General features: G+C 55.7%; 16 protein-coding genes. 12 read left to right on the plus strand and 4 right to left on the minus strand.

Features of this window, described 5'->3' with window-relative positions:
* Positions 1–126: 126 nt before the first annotated feature.
* Both ACEN2R_RS18980 and ACEN2R_RS18985 read right to left on the minus strand, forming a co-directional pair.
* The gene (locus ACEN2R_RS18980; RefSeq protein WP_442044271.1) at positions 127–480 is read right to left on the minus strand and encodes a hypothetical protein; all 354 of its coding nucleotides are present in this window, start codon (positions 478–480) and stop codon (positions 127–129) included.
* The gene (locus tag ACEN2R_RS18985; protein ID WP_442044273.1) at positions 473–757 is read right to left on the minus strand and encodes a rod-binding protein; all 285 of its coding nucleotides are present in this window, start codon (positions 755–757) and stop codon (positions 473–475) included. Before ACEN2R_RS18985 ends, ACEN2R_RS18980 begins: the two co-directional genes overlap by 8 nt.
* Positions 758–874: 117 nt before the next feature.
* On the opposite strand from ACEN2R_RS18985, the gene fliK reads away from it, so the two are divergent.
* The 3 genes from fliK (at position 875) to ACEN2R_RS19000 (ending at position 4356) form a co-directional block, all read left to right on the plus strand.
* On the plus strand, positions 875–2734 hold the full coding sequence (fliK, locus tag ACEN2R_RS18990; RefSeq protein WP_442044275.1) for a flagellar hook-length control protein FliK: 1860 nt from the start codon (positions 875–877) through the stop codon (positions 2732–2734).
* A 12-nt stretch (positions 2735–2746) separates the two neighbouring features.
* Positions 2747–3406: a flagellar hook capping FlgD N-terminal domain-containing protein gene (locus ACEN2R_RS18995; protein ID WP_442044277.1), complete on the plus strand. Its 660-nt coding sequence runs from the start codon at positions 2747–2749 to the stop codon at positions 3404–3406.
* A gap of 68 nt (positions 3407–3474) precedes the next feature.
* On the plus strand, positions 3475–4356 hold the full coding sequence (locus tag ACEN2R_RS19000) for a phosphotransferase family protein (RefSeq protein WP_442044279.1): 882 nt from the start codon (positions 3475–3477) through the stop codon (positions 4354–4356).
* On the opposite strand, the gene ubiB is transcribed toward ACEN2R_RS19000, so the two are convergent.
* The gene (gene ubiB, locus ACEN2R_RS19005) at positions 4342–5871 is read right to left on the minus strand and encodes a 2-polyprenylphenol 6-hydroxylase (protein ID WP_442044280.1); all 1530 of its coding nucleotides are present in this window, start codon (positions 5869–5871) and stop codon (positions 4342–4344) included. The genes ACEN2R_RS19000 and ubiB overlap by 15 nt on opposite strands.
* Positions 5872–6624, minus strand: coding sequence for a bifunctional demethylmenaquinone methyltransferase/2-methoxy-6-polyprenyl-1,4-benzoquinol methylase UbiE (ubiE, locus tag ACEN2R_RS19010; RefSeq protein ID WP_442044282.1), 753 nt, complete (start codon positions 6622–6624; stop codon positions 5872–5874).
* A gap of 87 nt (positions 6625–6711) precedes the next feature.
* Here ubiE and mutM point away from each other — a divergent pair, with 87 nt between their 5' ends.
* From mutM to gyrB, 9 genes are all read left to right on the plus strand, one after another.
* Positions 6712–7563: a bifunctional DNA-formamidopyrimidine glycosylase/DNA-(apurinic or apyrimidinic site) lyase gene (mutM, locus tag ACEN2R_RS19015; protein WP_442044283.1), complete on the plus strand. Its 852-nt coding sequence runs from the start codon at positions 6712–6714 to the stop codon at positions 7561–7563.
* Between the two features lie 62 nt (positions 7564–7625).
* Entirely contained in the window at positions 7626–8402 is a 777-nt protein-coding gene (locus ACEN2R_RS19020) for an enoyl-CoA hydratase (RefSeq protein WP_442044285.1), read from the plus strand.
* A gap of 95 nt (positions 8403–8497) precedes the next feature.
* Complete coding sequence (rpsT, locus tag ACEN2R_RS19025) at positions 8498–8761, plus strand: 30S ribosomal protein S20 (protein WP_442044287.1); 264 nt, start codon at positions 8498–8500, stop codon at positions 8759–8761.
* Between the two features lie 648 nt (positions 8762–9409).
* Positions 9410–10774 carry a chromosomal replication initiator protein DnaA gene (dnaA, locus tag ACEN2R_RS19030; RefSeq protein ID WP_442044289.1) on the plus strand — a complete coding sequence of 455 codons (1365 nt, stop codon included), beginning with the start codon at positions 9410–9412 and terminating at the stop codon, positions 10772–10774.
* Between the two features lie 138 nt (positions 10775–10912).
* Positions 10913–12031, plus strand: a complete 1119-nt coding sequence (gene dnaN / locus ACEN2R_RS19035; protein ID WP_442044291.1) for a DNA polymerase III subunit beta — start codon at positions 10913–10915, stop codon at positions 12029–12031.
* Positions 12032–12086: 55 nt separating this feature from the next.
* Positions 12087–13199, plus strand: coding sequence for a DNA replication/repair protein RecF (gene recF / locus ACEN2R_RS19040; RefSeq protein WP_442044293.1), 1113 nt, complete (start codon positions 12087–12089; stop codon positions 13197–13199).
* Entirely contained in the window at positions 13196–13612 is a 417-nt protein-coding gene (locus ACEN2R_RS19045) for a VOC family protein (RefSeq protein WP_442044295.1), read from the plus strand. The genes recF and ACEN2R_RS19045 overlap by 4 nt, the downstream gene beginning before the upstream one ends.
* Positions 13609–14229, plus strand: a complete 621-nt coding sequence (locus ACEN2R_RS19050) for a LysE family translocator (RefSeq protein WP_442044297.1) — start codon at positions 13609–13611, stop codon at positions 14227–14229. Before ACEN2R_RS19045 ends, ACEN2R_RS19050 begins: the two co-directional genes overlap by 4 nt.
* 78 nt (positions 14230–14307) lie before the next feature.
* Positions 14308–16725: a DNA topoisomerase (ATP-hydrolyzing) subunit B gene (gene gyrB / locus ACEN2R_RS19055; protein ID WP_442044299.1), complete on the plus strand. Its 2418-nt coding sequence runs from the start codon at positions 14308–14310 to the stop codon at positions 16723–16725.
* The last annotated feature ends 207 nt before the right edge of the window (positions 16726–16932 follow it).

Here is a 16932-nt window from a genome sequence, read left to right on the forward strand (position 1 = left end):
ACGTCATTGTCCTATCCCGCCCACCTGAAAATTAGAGAAAAATAGAGCGGCGGACAACTACGCTGACACAGGGGGCTAAGCAGGGCTATCTCAAAACATTGGATTTTAATTAAACTTGCCGTGGCCTTAGGCACGCTTTTCCATTGTGGATGTATTTGGTGTGCCCAACGAGTGCTGAAAGCCGGTTTTATCGTATGTTTTCAAAGATTTTCCGCCGTTCAGTAGTAGCTCGAGTCGAGAAGAAGCGGCTTTTACACCGAGCATAGATGCAGCCAGAAGGCGCTGATTCGCATTGGCCTTTTCAGCAAGTCGAGCGAGAATGGCACCATGCGGAATATCATGTTTGGCAAGCTCCTGAAGTAATTTCTCTTTTCTTACAGCAATCTCGGAAGCCGCTAAAAAATCGGCGACCAATATCTTGGCGCGCTCTGTCTCCATCAAGTCTTCGATGGCGAGAATCGTGGCCTGCATCCTACTCATCAGAACGCAACCTGAGAGCGCCGAACAGTTTCTCGGCCAAGCCGATGCCGCCACTTTTCACCATTTCTTGCGCTTGCGCCTGCCGCAGAAAGGACCCGAACTGGTCTTCGCCAGCCCCCCCCCCAAAGCTTTCGCGCGACTTTCCAAGGCCAGCAGATTTCAACATCTCCGAAAGGAACGTGACCTCGAGCTGCTCAGCTGCCTCGCGCAATCCAAGGTCCGTCGCGCGCGGGGCAAGGTGATTAAAGGATGTCGTTTTTGGTTCATTAATTTCCATCACCTGCAGAGTCCTTAAATTGTTTGCATTTTTCAGGACTTTGATTGCTTGAAGTAAAGAAGCGGTAACTAAATTCGTGAATAGATGCGTGAAGTATAGAAATGTAGCGGAGCAATTATGCCGTCCCTGCCCCTATTTACGCCATTGGAAGAAAAGCATGCGATCGTTAGCATGAAAGCTGACGCCTTGAATGTAGTGCCGACAGCGGCAGGAGCCTTTGCACGGCTTCTGGAATCCAGCGCAATGATGGGAAATGTGCATGACGGCACCCCAAAAATTTCCGGACATGGAAAGGCATCAGTCATCGCGGTTTCTACCGAAGAAGATGATCAAAAGGAACCGATTACCCTTGATCAAGCGTGGGAATGTCTGGGATGCGCGGCGGAGTTTCGCGCGACCGAGACACATTTTCCTTCATTGGTTTCGTGGCTAGGCAAGAATTCGGATGCCCCCCCCGAAGTGACACACTCGGACGACCCCGAGCAATTGATTGAGGATCTGTCTGAAGATCTGACAACGCCGGAGGCTGAAGTCCGAACCGGCAATCACCCATCTGTTGTTACAGGGGCCGCGGATAGTCCGGTGGCTAATCCGCAAGATCCGCAGGAGCTATTTGCAAAGGTGTTTCCTGAAGTGCAGCATACGACATCTTTGTACGCCAACCGGCCGCATCGAATCAATGCGCGCGAGAGTACTAAGGAAGGCATTCGGTACGGTCAAAATGAGGTGTCTCCACAGCAACCAGAAGATCTTCTGGCGCCCGAAAGAAATCCAGTCGCGCCAAAGGTGAGTGGTGGGCTTACATCTGAACCATCAAACCATCGGACTGATCCGCCGAGGCAGGAGGGCCTTTTGCTGGAGGCCGCCAAAACGGTCGTTGCTCGGACAGATGTGAGCCGTGGCAATTCGTCAGTTCAGGATGATAGTCCTGACTGGCGTTTGTTAAGGTCATTGCCTGAAACGTCCAAGCCTGGACGCCATCAGGGTATTTCAGGTAACGGCGGATCATATCCTGCAGAGCCTGCGATTCATCTTGAAGCTAATGTTGGTCTTGCACTGGATCACGGGGCAGAGGTGTCGAGCGGCCCGGCCCCGAAACGGAACCAAAGTTCGGCTATCAACGATCCCGTCACGCATCATGAAGTGGACGGCTCCCATTCGGCGCTGGTGAATGTTGACCCAACACAGAGATCGGGTAACATGATGCCAAGCGTCAGCTATTCGGATACCTCAACACGAGTAGCAGCGTTGACTACAGGTGCGCGAATGATTGAATTGATCAGTCATATCGCTGAAGAAGACGCTTCGTTGCCCGCGTCGGAAGGCGGCAAGCGCCTGTCGCATTCAATAAATGCAACAGTCAGCGCCGTTGAAGTTCCATCGTCAATTGAACAATGTTTCCCCGTTGAGCATAAAAAGAACAGAGACAGCAACGGAGTCGATCCGCAGGCAACGGACAGCACAGGCAATACAGATGATGTTTCTGCCAATGCAAAGACGGAAACTCCATATTCCGTGATGCAGTCGCAGGCACTTGTATCTCCTCTCAACACCAGAATCGGCAGCCCGCCGGACGGCTCTGATCTTGCGCGTGGTATAGCGGTTCAGATCGCGAAAAGCGTGGCCAGCGCCACCGACTCAACAATTGATATTGCTCTGAATCCAGAAGAACTGGGGCACATCACGATCTCTTTGAAGCCATTGGAGGCTGGAATTTCGGTTACAATATTTACCGACCGCCCCGATACTGCGGACCTTATGCGGCGCCACATTGAGGCGTTAGCACACGAATTCCGTGCTATGGGCTATACCAGTTCAAGCTTTAGTTTCGGGCAGGGTGCGCCACAGGATCAAAGGGCATATCGAACGTTTGATGGGGCGAAACGCAGGCCTGTCATTGCGAGTAATCCGGAAAATACGCCAGCCGAAGCACGTTCGAAAAGCGACGCGTCCGGCGTGCTAGATCTAAAATTGTAGTTGGAGGTCCGCATGGAAGTTTTATCAGTAACACCCGCCGCCACGACGAATCCGTCGCTCGCGACTACGTCGACAAAGGCTGCTGTAAGCTCTGACTTTGAGACATTCTTGAAAATGCTCACGGCTCAAATGAAAAATCAAGACCCGTTGAATCCGATCCAATCATCGGATTTCGCGGTCCAACTCGCCACATTTTCCGGCGTCGAACAGCAAGTTAAATCCAACGATCTGTTAGCCCTATTGGGGCAAAAATTGTCGATCATGGGGATGGCGCAGTTGGCGGGATGGGTCGGGATGGATGCGAAGGCCGTCGCGCCAGCATATTTTGACGGAAGTCCGGTTGCGATCGAACCTGCCCCGGACCCAACGGCCGATGAGGCTGTGATGGTGGTGCGCAACGCATCTGGTGCCGAGGTCCAGCGTATCAATGTTCCGGTGTCGCCTGACCGGATTGACTGGGCAGGGGTAGATTCAGACGGCAATCCACTGGCCTCGGGGCTATATTCCTTTGATGTCGAAAGCTACTCGGGTGGAAAAATAATCGGGACTTCAACCGCCGAAACATACTCACGGATTGCCGAGGTGCGTATCGATTCGGGTGAAACCGTATTGATTATGGAAGGCGGCGCGCAGGTCTCGGCAAGCGCGGTTCTGGCTTTGCGTGCACCATAGCACTTGTGTCTTTTCAGGGCACAGCCTAGCGTGAATGATGATTTGATCTGCTGGAAAGGGGGGGCAAGATGCAATCCTGCGCCATGCCTTATCCAGACGAGATGCCATTGGAAATCCGCGTGCGTCTTGCTGCGCTTGGCCTGATTGCGGAAAATTGTGCACCAGAACGTCTGTTTGGTGGGCGTACCAATTTGGTCTGGCGGATTTCTGAAGGGCCGCGTGCCGTTGTCTGCAAGCTGTTTTGCAAGGGCTTTGCTTCGCCCCTGTTCCCGAATGACAGCACATCAGAGGCGACAGTTCTTGCATCTCTTGCGGGGACCGGCCTTTCGCCCGGAATTTTGGCGAGCATCGAAACAAAGTTCGGCCCAGTCATTGTCTACGAATTCGTTCATGGCGCTTCATGGACGGGCGGCGCTGTCGATGTGGGCAAGGCTTTGGCAAAGGTGCATTCCCATCAGGCCCCTGAGGGATTGCGGATACTGCCCTCGGGCTCTGCCGCTATCGCGCAGCAAACTCTTGCGATTCTGCAAGAGTGCGATGGTGCTGACGCTGATGCAATTGTGGCCCGGCAACCGCCAACAACGCTGCCGCCAGCGGAAACCTTGTGTTTGATTCATGGGGATGTGGTTCCCAACAACATAATCCGAACAACTGCGGGACTTGTGTTTATTGACTGGCAATGCCCAGCATTGGGCGATCCATGCGAGGATGTGGCAATGTTTTTGTCGCCCGCGATGCAGGCCCTTTACGGCGGTCATGATCTTTCTGCCGATGACAGGGATGCGTTTTTGTCGGCCTATGGCGATCTTGCGATTGCCACGAGATACAAAAAACTTGCACCGTTGTTTCATTGGCGCATGGCAGCGCATTGCCTGTGGAAATCACAGCGTGGTGAGCGCGACTATACCCCGGCCATCGAACTGGAGTTGGCCGCGCTAGAGCAGGGTTGAAAGATAAACACCGCCGGCTGTCATTGCCCCACCAGCCGCCATCCATAAGAGTGGTGCGAAAACGGACCGGCGCGCGGACTCTTGCTGTGGTTCGGACTGCCGGATCAACGCAGCCTGTGCAAGTGCTGGTAGCCGTGGCCCGAAACGGGACAGGATCATCGCGGTCTTTCCAAGATCGCGAAGAAGCGCTTTTGGCCCGATGCTTTCCTTGATGTAATCCTCGACAATAGGCTGGGCGACTTCCCAGATGTTGATGTGCGGGTCCAGTGTTCGTGCCACCCCTTCGACAACAACCATCGTTCGCTGAAGCAGAATCAGTTCGGTCCGAGTTTCCATGCCGAACCGCTCTGTGACCTCGAACAGGTAGTTCAACAAGCGGCCCATCGAAATTCGTGTGGCGTCCATGCCGAAAATCGGCTCTCCGACAGCGCGAAGCGCTTGTGCGAATTCTTCGACATCGCGGTCGGCGGGTACATATCCCGCCTCGAAATGGACCTCTGCCACACGACGATAGTCTTTGCGGATAAAGCCAAACAGGATCTCTGCGTAGACGCGGCGTGTGTATTCATCGATCCGGCCCATGATGCCAAAATCATAGGCGATGATGTCACCATTCGCGGCGATTTTCAGGTTACCCTGGTGCATATCACCGTGGAAATAACCGTCGCGCAGGGCGTGAGACAGGAACAACTGCAAGACTCGCGCACCCAGAAGCCGCCGATCATGCCCGGCAAGATCAATGGCTGTGACATCGCTGGCCGAAAGCCCCTCGGCCCATTGCATTGTCATCATGCGCTTGGCGGACAGGAACCAATGCACACGGGGCACCTGAAATCCGGCGTCTTTCTCTGTATTCGAGGAAAATTCACCGGCGGCAGAGGATTCAAGGCGCAGATCCAGTTCGGCCAAAACAATGCCCTCGAAGTGCTTTATCACCTCCATCGGGCGCAACCTGCGTGCAGATGGCGCCAGAATTTCGATCATCCTTGCGGCGAAATAAAAGGCATCCACGTCTTTGCGAAACGCCTTTTCGATCCCGGGTCGCAGGACTTTGACGGCGACATATTCCCCGGTATCACGCAGCTTTGCCTTGTGAACCTGGGCGATGGAGGCTGCGGCAACAGGCTCGCTGAACTCACTGAAGACATCGTCAACAGAAATCTCCAGCTCATAGGCCACAGTCGCTTTGGCGATCTGGGTCGAAAATGGCGGCAGCTTGTCTTGCAGCACCTTCAGCTGAAGCGCCAGTTCGTCTCCGACCACATCGGGGCGGGTGGAAAGGACCTGCCCGAACTTGATGTAAGCCGGCCCCAGCGCTGTCAAAGCGCGGGTCGCGGGCGGCATGGTCGGGTCGCCTTTCAGGCCCAGCCACTTGAATGGCCAGCCCAGAACGCGGGCGGCGATGCGCAAGGACGGCGGCGCCTGAAAGGCGTCAAGAACCAGGCTCATTGCCCCGGTTCGTTCCAGTGTGGCACCCGTTCGGATCAGCCGCCAAATATTGTGAGGACCACGCACCTACAGTTTCCACCCCGAATGAAGGGCGGCAATGCCCATTGTCAGATTTCGGTATTTAACGTTTCCGAAACCCGCATCGCGGATCATTGCGGCAAAACTGTCCTGATCGGGAAATTTGCGGATTGATTCCACCAGATATTGATAACTGTCCCGGTCATTTGCGATGATCTGGCCCAGCACGGGGATCACATTAAAGGAATAGCGGTCATAGGCCCATTGCATCGCGGGATTGGGCAGTTGGCTGAATTCCAGCACCATCAGGCGGCCACCGGGGCGAAGGACGCGGTAAGCTTCCGCCAACGCATCTTGAATGCGGGTGACATTCCGGATGCCAAAGCTGATGGTGTAAACGTCGAAGGTGTTACTTTCGAACGGCAGTGCCATGGCGTCGCCGACGACCCAGTTCAGGCTTTCCGCTTGTGCGATGGCCTCGGGGCGGTGCGACCCTGCAACCAGCATGGATTCGGTCATATCAAGAACCGTTGCATGGGCATGGCCGGCTCGCTTTAGGAAGCGGAAGGAAATGTCGCCGGTTCCCCCGGCAACATCCAACAGCTTTTGCCCCGACCGCGGCGCTAGCCAGTCCATCATCGCATCTTTCCAGATCCGGTGAATGCCCATCGACATTGCGTCGTTCATCACATCGTATTTTGATGCGACGTTGGTAAAGACGCCATGGACCAGTCCAGCCTTGTCGTCCTCCGCCACGGTTTTAAAGCCGAAGTGGGTGGTTTTTTGTTGCTCGTCGGTCATTGGGCCTTGCCGTTCCTAATTCACATCACTCTTATAGAGCGCCGTGGGCGTGATACAATCCACCCGCCTAGTCTAAGAGAGTGCGCCGTGCCCGAATTACCAGAGGTAGAGACAGTCCGTCGCGGATTGTTGCCCGTGATGGAAGGGCAAGAGATCGCCCACGCAGAGGCGCGCAGGCCCGATCTGCGCTGGCCCTTGCCGGAAAACATGGGCGCGCGGTTAACAGGCGCGACGGTGACGCAGCTAAGGCGCCGATCGAAATACATTCTGGCGGATCTATCTACGGGCGAGACGCTTATCATTCATCTCGGGATGTCGGGGCGCATGCTGATCTCTGGCGTTCGGATCGGGGAATTCCACCACGAACACCCCGCACCGGAAAAACATGACCACGTGATACTGGATATGGCGGGTGGCGCACGCGTGACCTTCAATGATGCGCGTCGATTTGGCGCGATGGATTTGACCCCGACAGCCAAAGTCGAGGCGCATTGGCTGCTCGTCGCGCTTGGGCCAGAGCCTTTGGGAAATGCGTTCGACGAATCCTATCTGATCGACCGGCTTCGCGCAAAGAACACACCGATCAAAACCGCGCTTCTTGACCAGCGAATCGTGTCCGGGCTTGGCAATATCTATGTGTGCGAAGTGCTGCACCGTGCCGGTATTTCACCCAAGAGAAAGGCTTGCGATCTGTCTGTGAAACGGGTGGCAAGCCTGGTTCCGATCATCCGGCAAGTCTTGTCGGAGGCGATCGAGGCGGGGGGATCATCGCTGCGCGACTATCGCCAGACCGATGGCGAGTTGGGTTATTTTCAACATACATTCAGGGTTTATGACCGCGAGGGCCAGCCTTGTACCACGGCCGGATGTAACGGGACAATCGGGCGAATCGTTCAGTCGGGCCGATCCAGCTTCTACTGCGCGCAATGCCAAAGATAACTTGATCGAAGCGACAACAGTGTTAATGAATCATTCGAAATGAACAAGGATGACATTTTCACATGGCCTATGAGACGCTGATCGTCGAAATCGAAGACTACGTCGCCCTTATTCGATTGAACCGCCCGGACGCGATGAATGCCCTGAATTCGACACTTCTGTCGGAACTTGCCGATGCCCTGAAGGCGGTTGGGCAAAACGACAAAGTCCGCGTCGTGGTTTTGACCGGCTCTGACAAGGCATTTGCCGCTGGCGCGGATATCAAGGAGATGGCCCAGAAAAGCTTTGTCGACGTGTTCTGGTCCGACATGTTCGGCAGCGAGGTCGAACAGCTATTGCGGTTCCGCAAGCCGATCATCGCCGCTGTATCGGGGTATGCATTGGGTGGTGGCTGCGAACTGGCGATGATGTGCGATTTCATCATCTGCTCTGACACGGCCAAGTTCGGGCAGCCAGAGATCAATCTGGGCGTTGTTGCGGGCATCGGGGGCACGCAACGTCTGACCCGTTTTGTCGGCAAGTCGAAATCAATGGACATGCATCTTACTGGCAGATTCATGGATGCCGAAGAGGCTGAACGGTCGGGTCTGGTGAGTCGCGTCGTGCCAGTGAAAAAGCTGATGGAAGAGGTCATGGCCATCGCCTCGAAGATCAGCGAAAAATCTGCCTTGACGGCAATGGCGGTCAAAGAGGCGGTGAACCGCAGTTATGAAACCAGCCTGAGCGAAGGATTGTTGTTCGAGCGCCGGTTGTTCCATTCCTTATTTGCAACAGAAGACCAAAAAGAGGGCATGGCGGCCTTTCTGGAGAAGCGCGAGGCACAGTTTCGCGATAAGTAACCGAAATATATCGAAAGCACCGTTGACTTGAAGCCGAGTCGGGCCTAGAAGCCGGACTTCAGATTTACCGAACCCAAAATGTGGGAACTCGACCTATGGCAAATTCGCCCCAAGCTAAAAAACGCGCCCGTCAAAACGAGTTGCGTTTCTCTATCAATAAAGCGCGTCGTTCGCGTATCCGCACATTCATCCGCAAGGTTGAAGAGGCGATTACTTCCGGCAACAAAGACGTTGCTGCTGATGCATTGAAAACGGCTCAGCCGGAATTGATGCGTGGCGTGACCAAGGGTGTGGTGCACAAAAATACCGCTGCCCGCAAAATGTCCCGCTTAGCAGCGCGCGTAAAAGCGATCGCCTGATCTTCGGCATTGCTTAACTTAAAGACAAGGGCGCGCCTCTGGCAGCGCCCTTGTCTTGTTTTTCACTGAAATATTAAAGACCTGACCGACTTAGGTTCTGCCAAAGATATGGGCCAAAATCCTCATATTGGGATTCGTTTCATCAAAGGCAGAGTCAAGATCGAAGATCAGTTGCGTGCCGCGTAAGCAGCTTGCTAAATTGCCTGAGCGAGTCACATCGCCCTGGGGGACATAGAATCGAAACGGACGTCTGCCGACGTCAAATGCCGGCCAATGCGCATTGTCGTATTCAGGATCCGACGACGTTTTGATGGGACTTAAGCGATTAGCAAGTGAGGCTTGCTGCGCCGCTTTTTCCCGAGAATGAAGGCTGCGAACTTATGCGTTCGCGGATCATTCTTGTTGTGTCTTTCAATACAGTACGACGCGAATGCCGCGCGCAGAATGTGAACCCCGGTTGGTTCAAGGTTTGCCCGGACAAGCGTAGTGGCCAACGCGCGAATGCAGCGACGGAAAGACGGCGGCGCGTTTTGCGGCCAGTCTTTGTAGTCGGTCAAGGCGTTGGCAAGGCGGATTGTGACGGCCGAACGAGAGGGCGGGCTGATGCTGGATCAGTCTTGGACACAACAAGAAAACAGGTCTGAAATAATGACGAACGACACCTGGGGAAAAGTACGTGAACAGCTTCTTAATTCAGTGGGCAAAAGCAACTACGTAAACTGGATCGAGCCGCTCGAGTTCGCGAACCTTCACGACGGTGTCGCAACATTTCATGTGCCGACGCAATTTATGGGAAATTGGGTTTCCCGCAATTTCGGCGAGCAGATTATGCATCATCTTGCAAAGGCAGACTCCTCGGTCAGCAGGGTCGAGTTTTCGGTGCCCGCCACAGCCTCCAAGGCGGTTGCGCGCACACGGCCTGCCATGGCTTCGGCCGCAAAAGTTGCCGAAGCAGCCAAGGACGAGATTGACCTGCCGGGTGCGCCGCTTGATGCGCGGTTCACCTTTGACAGTTTTGTGGTTGGCAAGCCGAACGAATTGGCCCATGCCGCCGCACGTCGCGTCGCCGAAGGCGGCCCTGTGACGTTCAACCCCCTGTTTCTTTACGGCGGCGTAGGTTTGGGCAAAACCCACCTGATGCACGCGATTGCATGGGAATTGCAGGCGCGCAGCCCAGAATTGCGGGTCGTCTACCTGTCGGCAGAGCAGTTCATGTACCGGTTTGTTCAGGCGCTTCGCGAAAAGAAGATGATGAACTTCAAGGAGCTATTCCGCTCTGTCGATGTTTTGATGGTGGATGATGTTCAGTTCATTGCCGGAAAAGACAGCACGCAAGAAGAATTCTTTCACACGTTCAACGCGCTTGTAGACCAAAACAAACAAATCATTATTTCTGCTGATCGCGCACCGGGAGAGATCAAGGATCTGGAAGAGCGGATCAAATCCCGCCTGCAATGCGGGCTTGTGGTCGATCTGCACCCTACGGATTATGAATTGCGTCTTGGCATTTTGCAGCAAAAGGTCGAGCAGTACCGGTTGCAGTATCGCGATTTGGTTCTTGTGGACGGGGTTCTGGAATTTCTGGCGCACCGCATTTCGACGAATGTGCGGGTGCTAGAGGGTGCTTTGACACGGCTGTTCGCTTTTGCCTCGCTTGTTGGGCGCGAAATTACGTTGGAATTGGCACAGGATTGTCTTGCCGATATTCTGCGCGCGTCTGATCGCAAGGTCACGATCGAAGAGATTCAGCGCCGGGTCAGCGAGCATTACAATATCCGTTTGTCCGATATGATCGGCCCTAAAAGGGTGCGCACGATTGCCAGACCGCGTCAGGTGGCCATGTATCTGGCAAAACAATTGACTTCGCGGTCGTTGCCGGAAATCGGGCGGCGGTTCGGCGGGCGGGACCATACGACCGTTATGCACGGCGTAAAACGGATCGAAGAGCTGCGAAATGTCGATAATCAGATCGCGGAAGACGTAGAACTGTTGCGTCGCAGCCTTGAGATCTAATCATCCGACGGTCGCCCCTTGACGCCCTGACCAAAGCATTGGACATTCGGGCAAAGGCTTGGCCCCTTTGAAAAAAGGGCTTGAGCCGTTCTGCGAATGGGGTAGGTTCAGCGCCCCGACATCGGTAGGAGCGTTGGAATGAAAATTAGCATCGAGCGTGGCGCGCTTTTGAAAGCGGTCAGTCAGGCCCAGTCAGTGGTAGAGCGTCGGAATACGATTCCGATCCTTGCCAATGTACTGATCGAAGCGAACGCAAACTCGGTGAGTTTCCGTGCGACCGATCTGGATATCGAAGTGGTCGACAAGGCAATCGCGCAGGTCGAGCGGCCCGGTGCGACGACCGTATCCGCCGTTACCCTGCACGAGATTGTCCGCAAACTGCCGGATGGTGCGCTGGTGCAGCTGTCGGATGATGGCACATCCGGCCGCCTGACCGTCGAGGCCGGCCGCTCGAACTTCAATCTGGCGACCCTTCCAAAAGAAGATTTTCCGGTTATGGCCACATCGGAATATGCGTCGAACTTTTCTTGTCCCGCGCCGGTTCTGCGCCGTCTTTTCGACAAATCCAAATTCGCAATATCGACGGAAGAGACACGATACTACCTGAACGGTGTTTATATGCACGTGGCAACCGGGGATGGCGGGCAAAAGCTGCGCTGTGTCGCAACCGATGGCCACAGGCTTGCACGGATTGACGCAGACCTTCCTGAAGGCGCCGAAAATATGCCGGGCGTCATTGTGCCGCGAAAGACCGTGGGCGAGTTGCGCAAATTGCTGGACAATGACGATACGATCGTTGCCGTGTCGGTCTCTGAAACAAAGGTGCGGTTTGCCACGCCTGAAATCACCCTGACATCAAAAGTCATCGACGGCACGTTCCCGGATTATACGCGCGTTATTCCGCAAGGAAACACGCGCAAGCTGGAAGTGGATGCCGCAGAATTCGCCCGCGCGGTTGATCGCGTTGCGACGGTGTCGTCTGAACGGTCGCGTGCGGTTAAGCTTTCTCTGGACGAAGACCGCCTGATCCTGTCTGTCAACGCCCCTGACAGCGGTGCTGCGGAGGAAGAACTGGCCGTTTCCTACAGCGACGAGCGACTGGAAATCGGGTTTAACGCGAAATATCTTCTGGAAATCGCCAGTCAGGTAGACCGCGAGAATGCGGTGTTCATGTTCAACTCTGCGGGTGATCCCACGTTGATGCGCGAGGGGAACGATACCTCTGCGGTCTATGTGGTTATGCCGATGCGGGTCTAAGGGCCTGCACGCCGCCACGGGCAGACAATTCGAAACAGAAAAGTGAGGGCCGTGCATGCCCGGCCTTGCGTTACGCGAACTGACATTGTCGCATTTCCGGTCACACAAACTGGCCCGCCTGTCTTTGGACGGGCGGCCAGTTGCGATATTCGGGCCGAATGGCGCAGGAAAAACCAACATTCTAGAGGCTATATCGTTCCTTTCGCCGGGACGCGGGTTGCGCCGGGCCGGGCCGGACGAGGTTTCACGAAAACCCGAGGGGCTGGGGTGGAAAGTCACTGCTGTGCTGCAAAGCCTCGCGCAGATGCACGAGATCGAAACCTTTGCCGAGGGGGCCAGCACTCGAACCGTTCGGATTGACGACAAAGCCGCACCGCAGACCGCCCTTGGCCGGATCGCCCGAATTCTGTGGCTGGTTCCGTCGATGGACCGGCTGTGGATCGAGGGGGCAGAAGGGCGACGGCGGTTTCTTGACCGTATGACGCTAAGCTTCGAGCCATCGCATGCCGAGGCCGTGCTGACCTACGAAAAGGCAATGCGCGAGCGGAACCGATTGTTGAAGGATCAGGTGCGTGATCCGGCCTGGTATATGGCGCTAGAGGCGCAGATGGCGCGTGCCGGAGCCAATATCCAGTCAAACAGGATCGGGGCGCTACAGCGTCTTGCCGCAGCGCAAAGCGGAGCGGAAACAGCCTTTCCTGCAGCGAGACTGACATTGCAGGACAGCGATGGCGGGCAAATCCCCGAGAGCGAGGACGCGCTGAAGGCAGCGTTCGAGGGCGGCAGGCGACAGGATCTTTACGCCGGGCGCACCCTGATCGGGCCACATCGTGCCGATCTGGCAGCGGTCTATGTCGCCAAGGATGTCGAGGCCAAGCAATGCTCGACCGGAGAGCAGAAGGCTTTGTTGATTTCCTTGATCCTTGCAAACGCGCGTGCGTTGGCAGAGGATTTCGGGGCACCGCCTGTCTTGCTGTTGGATGAGGTCGCGGCCCATCTGGACGCTGGTCGCCGCGCGGCGCTTTATGACGAGATATGCGCCATCGGGGCGCAGGCATGGATGACGGGCACCGGCCCCGAACTTTTCAAAGACCTTGGCCCGCGCGCGATGTATTTGGAAGTGACAGAGGTAAATGGCACCTCGATAGTGAAAGAAGTAGCGATATGACCCCGAACCGCGTGACCCTGATCACCCTTGGCGTGGCAGATCTGGCGCGGTCCCGCGCCTATTACGAGGCACTTGGCTGGATCCCCGAGCAGGTGATGGACACTGTCGCATTCTACGACATGGGGGGTGCCAAGTTCGGATTGTTCCCGCAGACCCTGCTGGCGAAGGAACAGGGACGGGACATAAAGGATCTTGGGGTCGGGGCCATGACGCTTGCGCAGAACTTTCCCACATCAGAGGACGTTGATGCGGCCTATGATGCCGCACTGATTGCGGGGGCCACAAGCGTTACAGCTCCGGTTGGAACGGAATGGGGCGGATATTCCTGCTATGTTGCAGATCCCGATGGCCATATCTGGGAATTCGCGATGAACCCGTTCTGGACCCTGGATGAAAATGGAAAGCTGGGATGACGATCGGTCTTTCTGATCTGGCGCTTTACGCAGGTGCTCTTGTGATCCTGTTCTTCACACCGGGGCCGGTCTGGATGGCGTTGACCGCGCGCGCGCTTTCCGGGGGTTTCAATGCGGCTTGGCCGTTGGCATTGGGCGTTGTTGTCGGTGATGCGCTTTGGCCGTTGCTTGCCATTCTGGGGGTCACCTGGATTGTCAGTGTTTTTGATGGCTTCATGACGGCCCTGCGTGTCGTCGCCTCGGGTATTTTCCTGTTGATGGGATACCTGCTTATCCGGCACGCGGATCGTTCCGTCGCATCGGACAGTCGCCTGACGCGACCGGGGATGTGGGCCGGTTTCGCGGCGGGGGTTGCGGTGATTCTGGGAAACCCGAAGGCGATCCTGTTCTACATGGGCGTCTTGCCGGGCTTCTTCGATCTGACGCGTGTTACCGTCCCCGACATTGCCGCGATCATGGTTATTTCAATCGTTGTCCCGTTAATCGGAAACCTGTGTTTTTCGCTTTTTATCGGCCGGGTACGGGCCATTCTGACATCGCCCTTGGCATTGCGCAGAACCAATATAACCGCTGGTGTGCTGCTGATCATCGTCGGGCTGGTCATACCGTTCACCTAGGCGCAAAATATGGGCGTCGAGCGTGACAACGCCCACTAAACCTCGTATAAAATGACAAAAATACGAAGGAAAAACCGCATGTCCGAAACCCCGAAAATCCCCGAAGAGTATGGCGCAGATTCCATCAAGGTTCTCAAGGGGTTAGAAGCGGTTCGCAAACGCCCCGGCATGTATATCGGGGATACCGATGACGGGTCTGGCCTGCACCATATGGTGTACGAGGTTGTCGACAACGGTATCGACGAAGTTCTGGCCGGCCATGCGGACGCTGTGACCGTCACGATCCATGCGGATTCATCCGTTTCGGTCAGTGACAACGGGCGCGGTATTCCTGTTGGCATTCACGAAGGCGAGGGCGTTTCTGCGGCAGAGGTCATCATGACCCAACTGCACGCTGGCGGCAAATTTGACCAAAACTCCTACAAGGTCTCAGGCGGCCTGCACGGCGTTGGCGTGTCGGTTGTGAACGCATTGTCCGATTGGCTGGAATTGCGGATTTGGCGTGACGGCAAGGAACACTACGCACGGTTCGAGGGTGGCTTTACTGCGGAATCGTTGCGCGTGGTCGGCGATGCGAATGGGCGCAAGGGCACAGAAGTTCGGTTTCTGGCCTCTCTTGAGACGTTCTCGAACCGCGACTTTGTGTTCAAGACTTTGGAAAACCGTCTTCGCGAACTGGCGTTCCTGAACTCTGGTGTGCGGATTATCCTGAGGGATGAACGCCCCGCCGAACCTTTGGAGGCCGAACTGATCTACGAAGGCGGCGTCAAAGAGTTTGTGCGATATCTGGATCGCTCCAAAACGCCGGTGATGGCAGACCCGATCTTTATCACGGGGGAAAAAGACGGCATCGTCGTCGAGGTCGCGATGTGGTGGAATGATAGCTACCACGAGACAGTTCTGCCCTTTACCAACAACATCCCGCAACGCGACGGCGGAACACATTTGGCGGGCTTTCGCGGTGCGTTGACCCGCACAATCAACAACTATTCCCAGACATCAGGCATTGCGAAAAAGGAAAAGGTCACATTCACGGGCGATGACGCACGCGAAGGCCTGACCTGTGTCTTGTCGGTCAAAGTACCCGATCCAAAATTCTCGAGCCAGACGAAAGACAAGCTGGTCAGTTCCGAAGTGCGGCCCGCCGTCGAAGGGCTGGTAAACGAAAAACTCGCCGAGTGGTTCGAAGAAAACCCCGGCCAGGCCAAGGCGATTGTCGGCAAGATCATCGAAGCCGCCTTTGCAAGAGAAGCGGCGCGCAAGGCCCGCGATCTGACCCGCAGAAAAACGGCGATGGATGTCGCATCGCTGCCCGGAAAACTGGCCGATTGTCAGGAAAAAGACCCCGCGCTGTCCGAAGTCTTTCTCGTCGAGGGGGACTCTGCCGGTGGATCTGCAAAGCAGGGGCGGTCACGCAAAAATCAGGCTGTATTGCCATTGCGCGGTAAGATCCTGAACGTCGAACGCGCACGGTTTGACCGCATGCTTGGGTCTGACCAGATTGGTACGCTGATCACCGCACTGGGCACCGGCATCGGCCGTGACGAGTTCAACATCAATAAACTGCGGTATCATAAGATCATCATCATGACGGATGCCGACGTAGACGGGGCGCATATCCGGACGTTGCTGCTGACGTTCTTCTTCCGGCAGATGCCGGAGCTGATAGAGCGCGGTTTCCTTTATATTGCGGAGCCCCCGCTGTATAAAGTCGCCCGCGGCAAATCCGAGGTCTATCTGAAAGACCAGATGGCACTGGATGACTATCTGATCCAGATGGGTGTCGATGGGGCTGTTCTGCGCCTTGGATCGGGCGAGGAATTGATCGGTCAGGATCTGGCGCGTGTTGTAGAAGAGGCGCGCTCGGTGCGCCGCAGTCTGCAATCCTTCCCGACGCACTATCCGCAAAACATTCTTGAGCAGGCCGCAATTGCCGGCGCATTCATGCCCGGCCAGGTCGACTCTGATCTTCAGGGGGTTGCCGATAGTGTCGCCAGTCGTTTGGATCTTGTCGCGCTGGAATACGAGCGGGGCTGGCAGGGGCGTCCGACACAGGACCATGGCCTGCGGTTTTCGCGCAGCCTTCGCGGGGTTGAAGAGGTTCGCACACTTGATGGAACAGTTTTGCGGTCCGGTGAGTCGCGGCGATTGGGCAGCTATACGAAGGCGATGCAGGACGTTTACACGCAACCCGCAAAGCTGATCCGCAAAGAAAAGGAAGTGTTGATTCACGGGCCTACGGAATTGCTGAATGCGATTCTGTCCGAAGGGGAACGGGGTTTATCGCTTCAGCGTTACAAGGGACTGGGCGAGATGAACCCCGAGCAGCTTTGGGAAACCACGCTGGACCCCGAGGCGCGCACGCTTTTGCAGGTGAAAGTCGATGACGTCGCCGAGGCAGACGACCTTTTCACAAAGCTGATGGGTGACGTGGTAGAGCCTCGTCGCGAATTTATCCAGCAAAACGCCCTGAATGTCGAAAATCTGGATTTTTGATCGCTGTAGGGAAGTAGATCAAGGGACGCGGCGTACACCACTATGTGCGCCGCGTCCCGCATTTTGAGAAATTCTGCTGGTTTCGGATACAATACTGCCCCGCCTATCGCTAACCTTGCGAGGCGTTACGCTATCCAGTGATGACCATACACCAACGACGTAGAGCGCAGATTTAGCAACCCGCGTAAAAAGCATCGTACAGGGATC

The organism is Pseudogemmobacter sp. W21_MBD1_M6 (assembly GCF_052119585.1).
In the GTDB taxonomy this organism is placed as follows: domain Bacteria; phylum Pseudomonadota; class Alphaproteobacteria; order Rhodobacterales; family Rhodobacteraceae; genus JBGQOJ01.

Bases quoted from the DNA above. Each gene is read 5' to 3' on its own strand.
- ACEN2R_RS18985 (WP_442044273.1), bottom strand. From the start codon at position 757: ATGGAAATTAATGAACCAAAAACGACATCCTTTAATCACCTTGCCCCG.
- ACEN2R_RS19050 (WP_442044297.1), top strand. From the start codon at position 13,609: ATGACGATCGGTCTTTCTGATCTGGCGCTTTACGCAGGTGCTCTTGTG.
- rpsT (WP_442044287.1), top strand. From the start codon at position 8,498: ATGGCAAATTCGCCCCAAGCTAAAAAACGCGCCCGTCAAAACGAGTTG.
- ACEN2R_RS19045 (WP_442044295.1), top strand. From the start codon at position 13,196: ATGACCCCGAACCGCGTGACCCTGATCACCCTTGGCGTGGCAGATCTG.
- ACEN2R_RS18995 (WP_442044277.1), top strand. From the start codon at position 2,747: ATGGAAGTTTTATCAGTAACACCCGCCGCCACGACGAATCCGTCGCTC.
- ACEN2R_RS19020 (WP_442044285.1), top strand. From the start codon at position 7,626: ATGGCCTATGAGACGCTGATCGTCGAAATCGAAGACTACGTCGCCCTT.
- gyrB (WP_442044299.1), top strand. From the start codon at position 14,308: ATGTCCGAAACCCCGAAAATCCCCGAAGAGTATGGCGCAGATTCCATC.
- ubiE (WP_442044282.1), bottom strand. From the start codon at position 6,624: ATGACCGACGAGCAACAAAAAACCACCCACTTCGGCTTTAAAACCGTG.
- recF (WP_442044293.1), top strand. From the start codon at position 12,087: ATGCCCGGCCTTGCGTTACGCGAACTGACATTGTCGCATTTCCGGTCA.
- dnaA (WP_442044289.1), top strand. From the start codon at position 9,410: ATGACGAACGACACCTGGGGAAAAGTACGTGAACAGCTTCTTAATTCA.
- fliK (WP_442044275.1), top strand. From the start codon at position 875: ATGCCGTCCCTGCCCCTATTTACGCCATTGGAAGAAAAGCATGCGATC.
- ACEN2R_RS18980 (WP_442044271.1), bottom strand. From the start codon at position 480: ATGAGTAGGATGCAGGCCACGATTCTCGCCATCGAAGACTTGATGGAG.
- ACEN2R_RS19000 (WP_442044279.1), top strand. From the start codon at position 3,475: ATGCAATCCTGCGCCATGCCTTATCCAGACGAGATGCCATTGGAAATC.
- dnaN (WP_442044291.1), top strand. From the start codon at position 10,913: ATGAAAATTAGCATCGAGCGTGGCGCGCTTTTGAAAGCGGTCAGTCAG.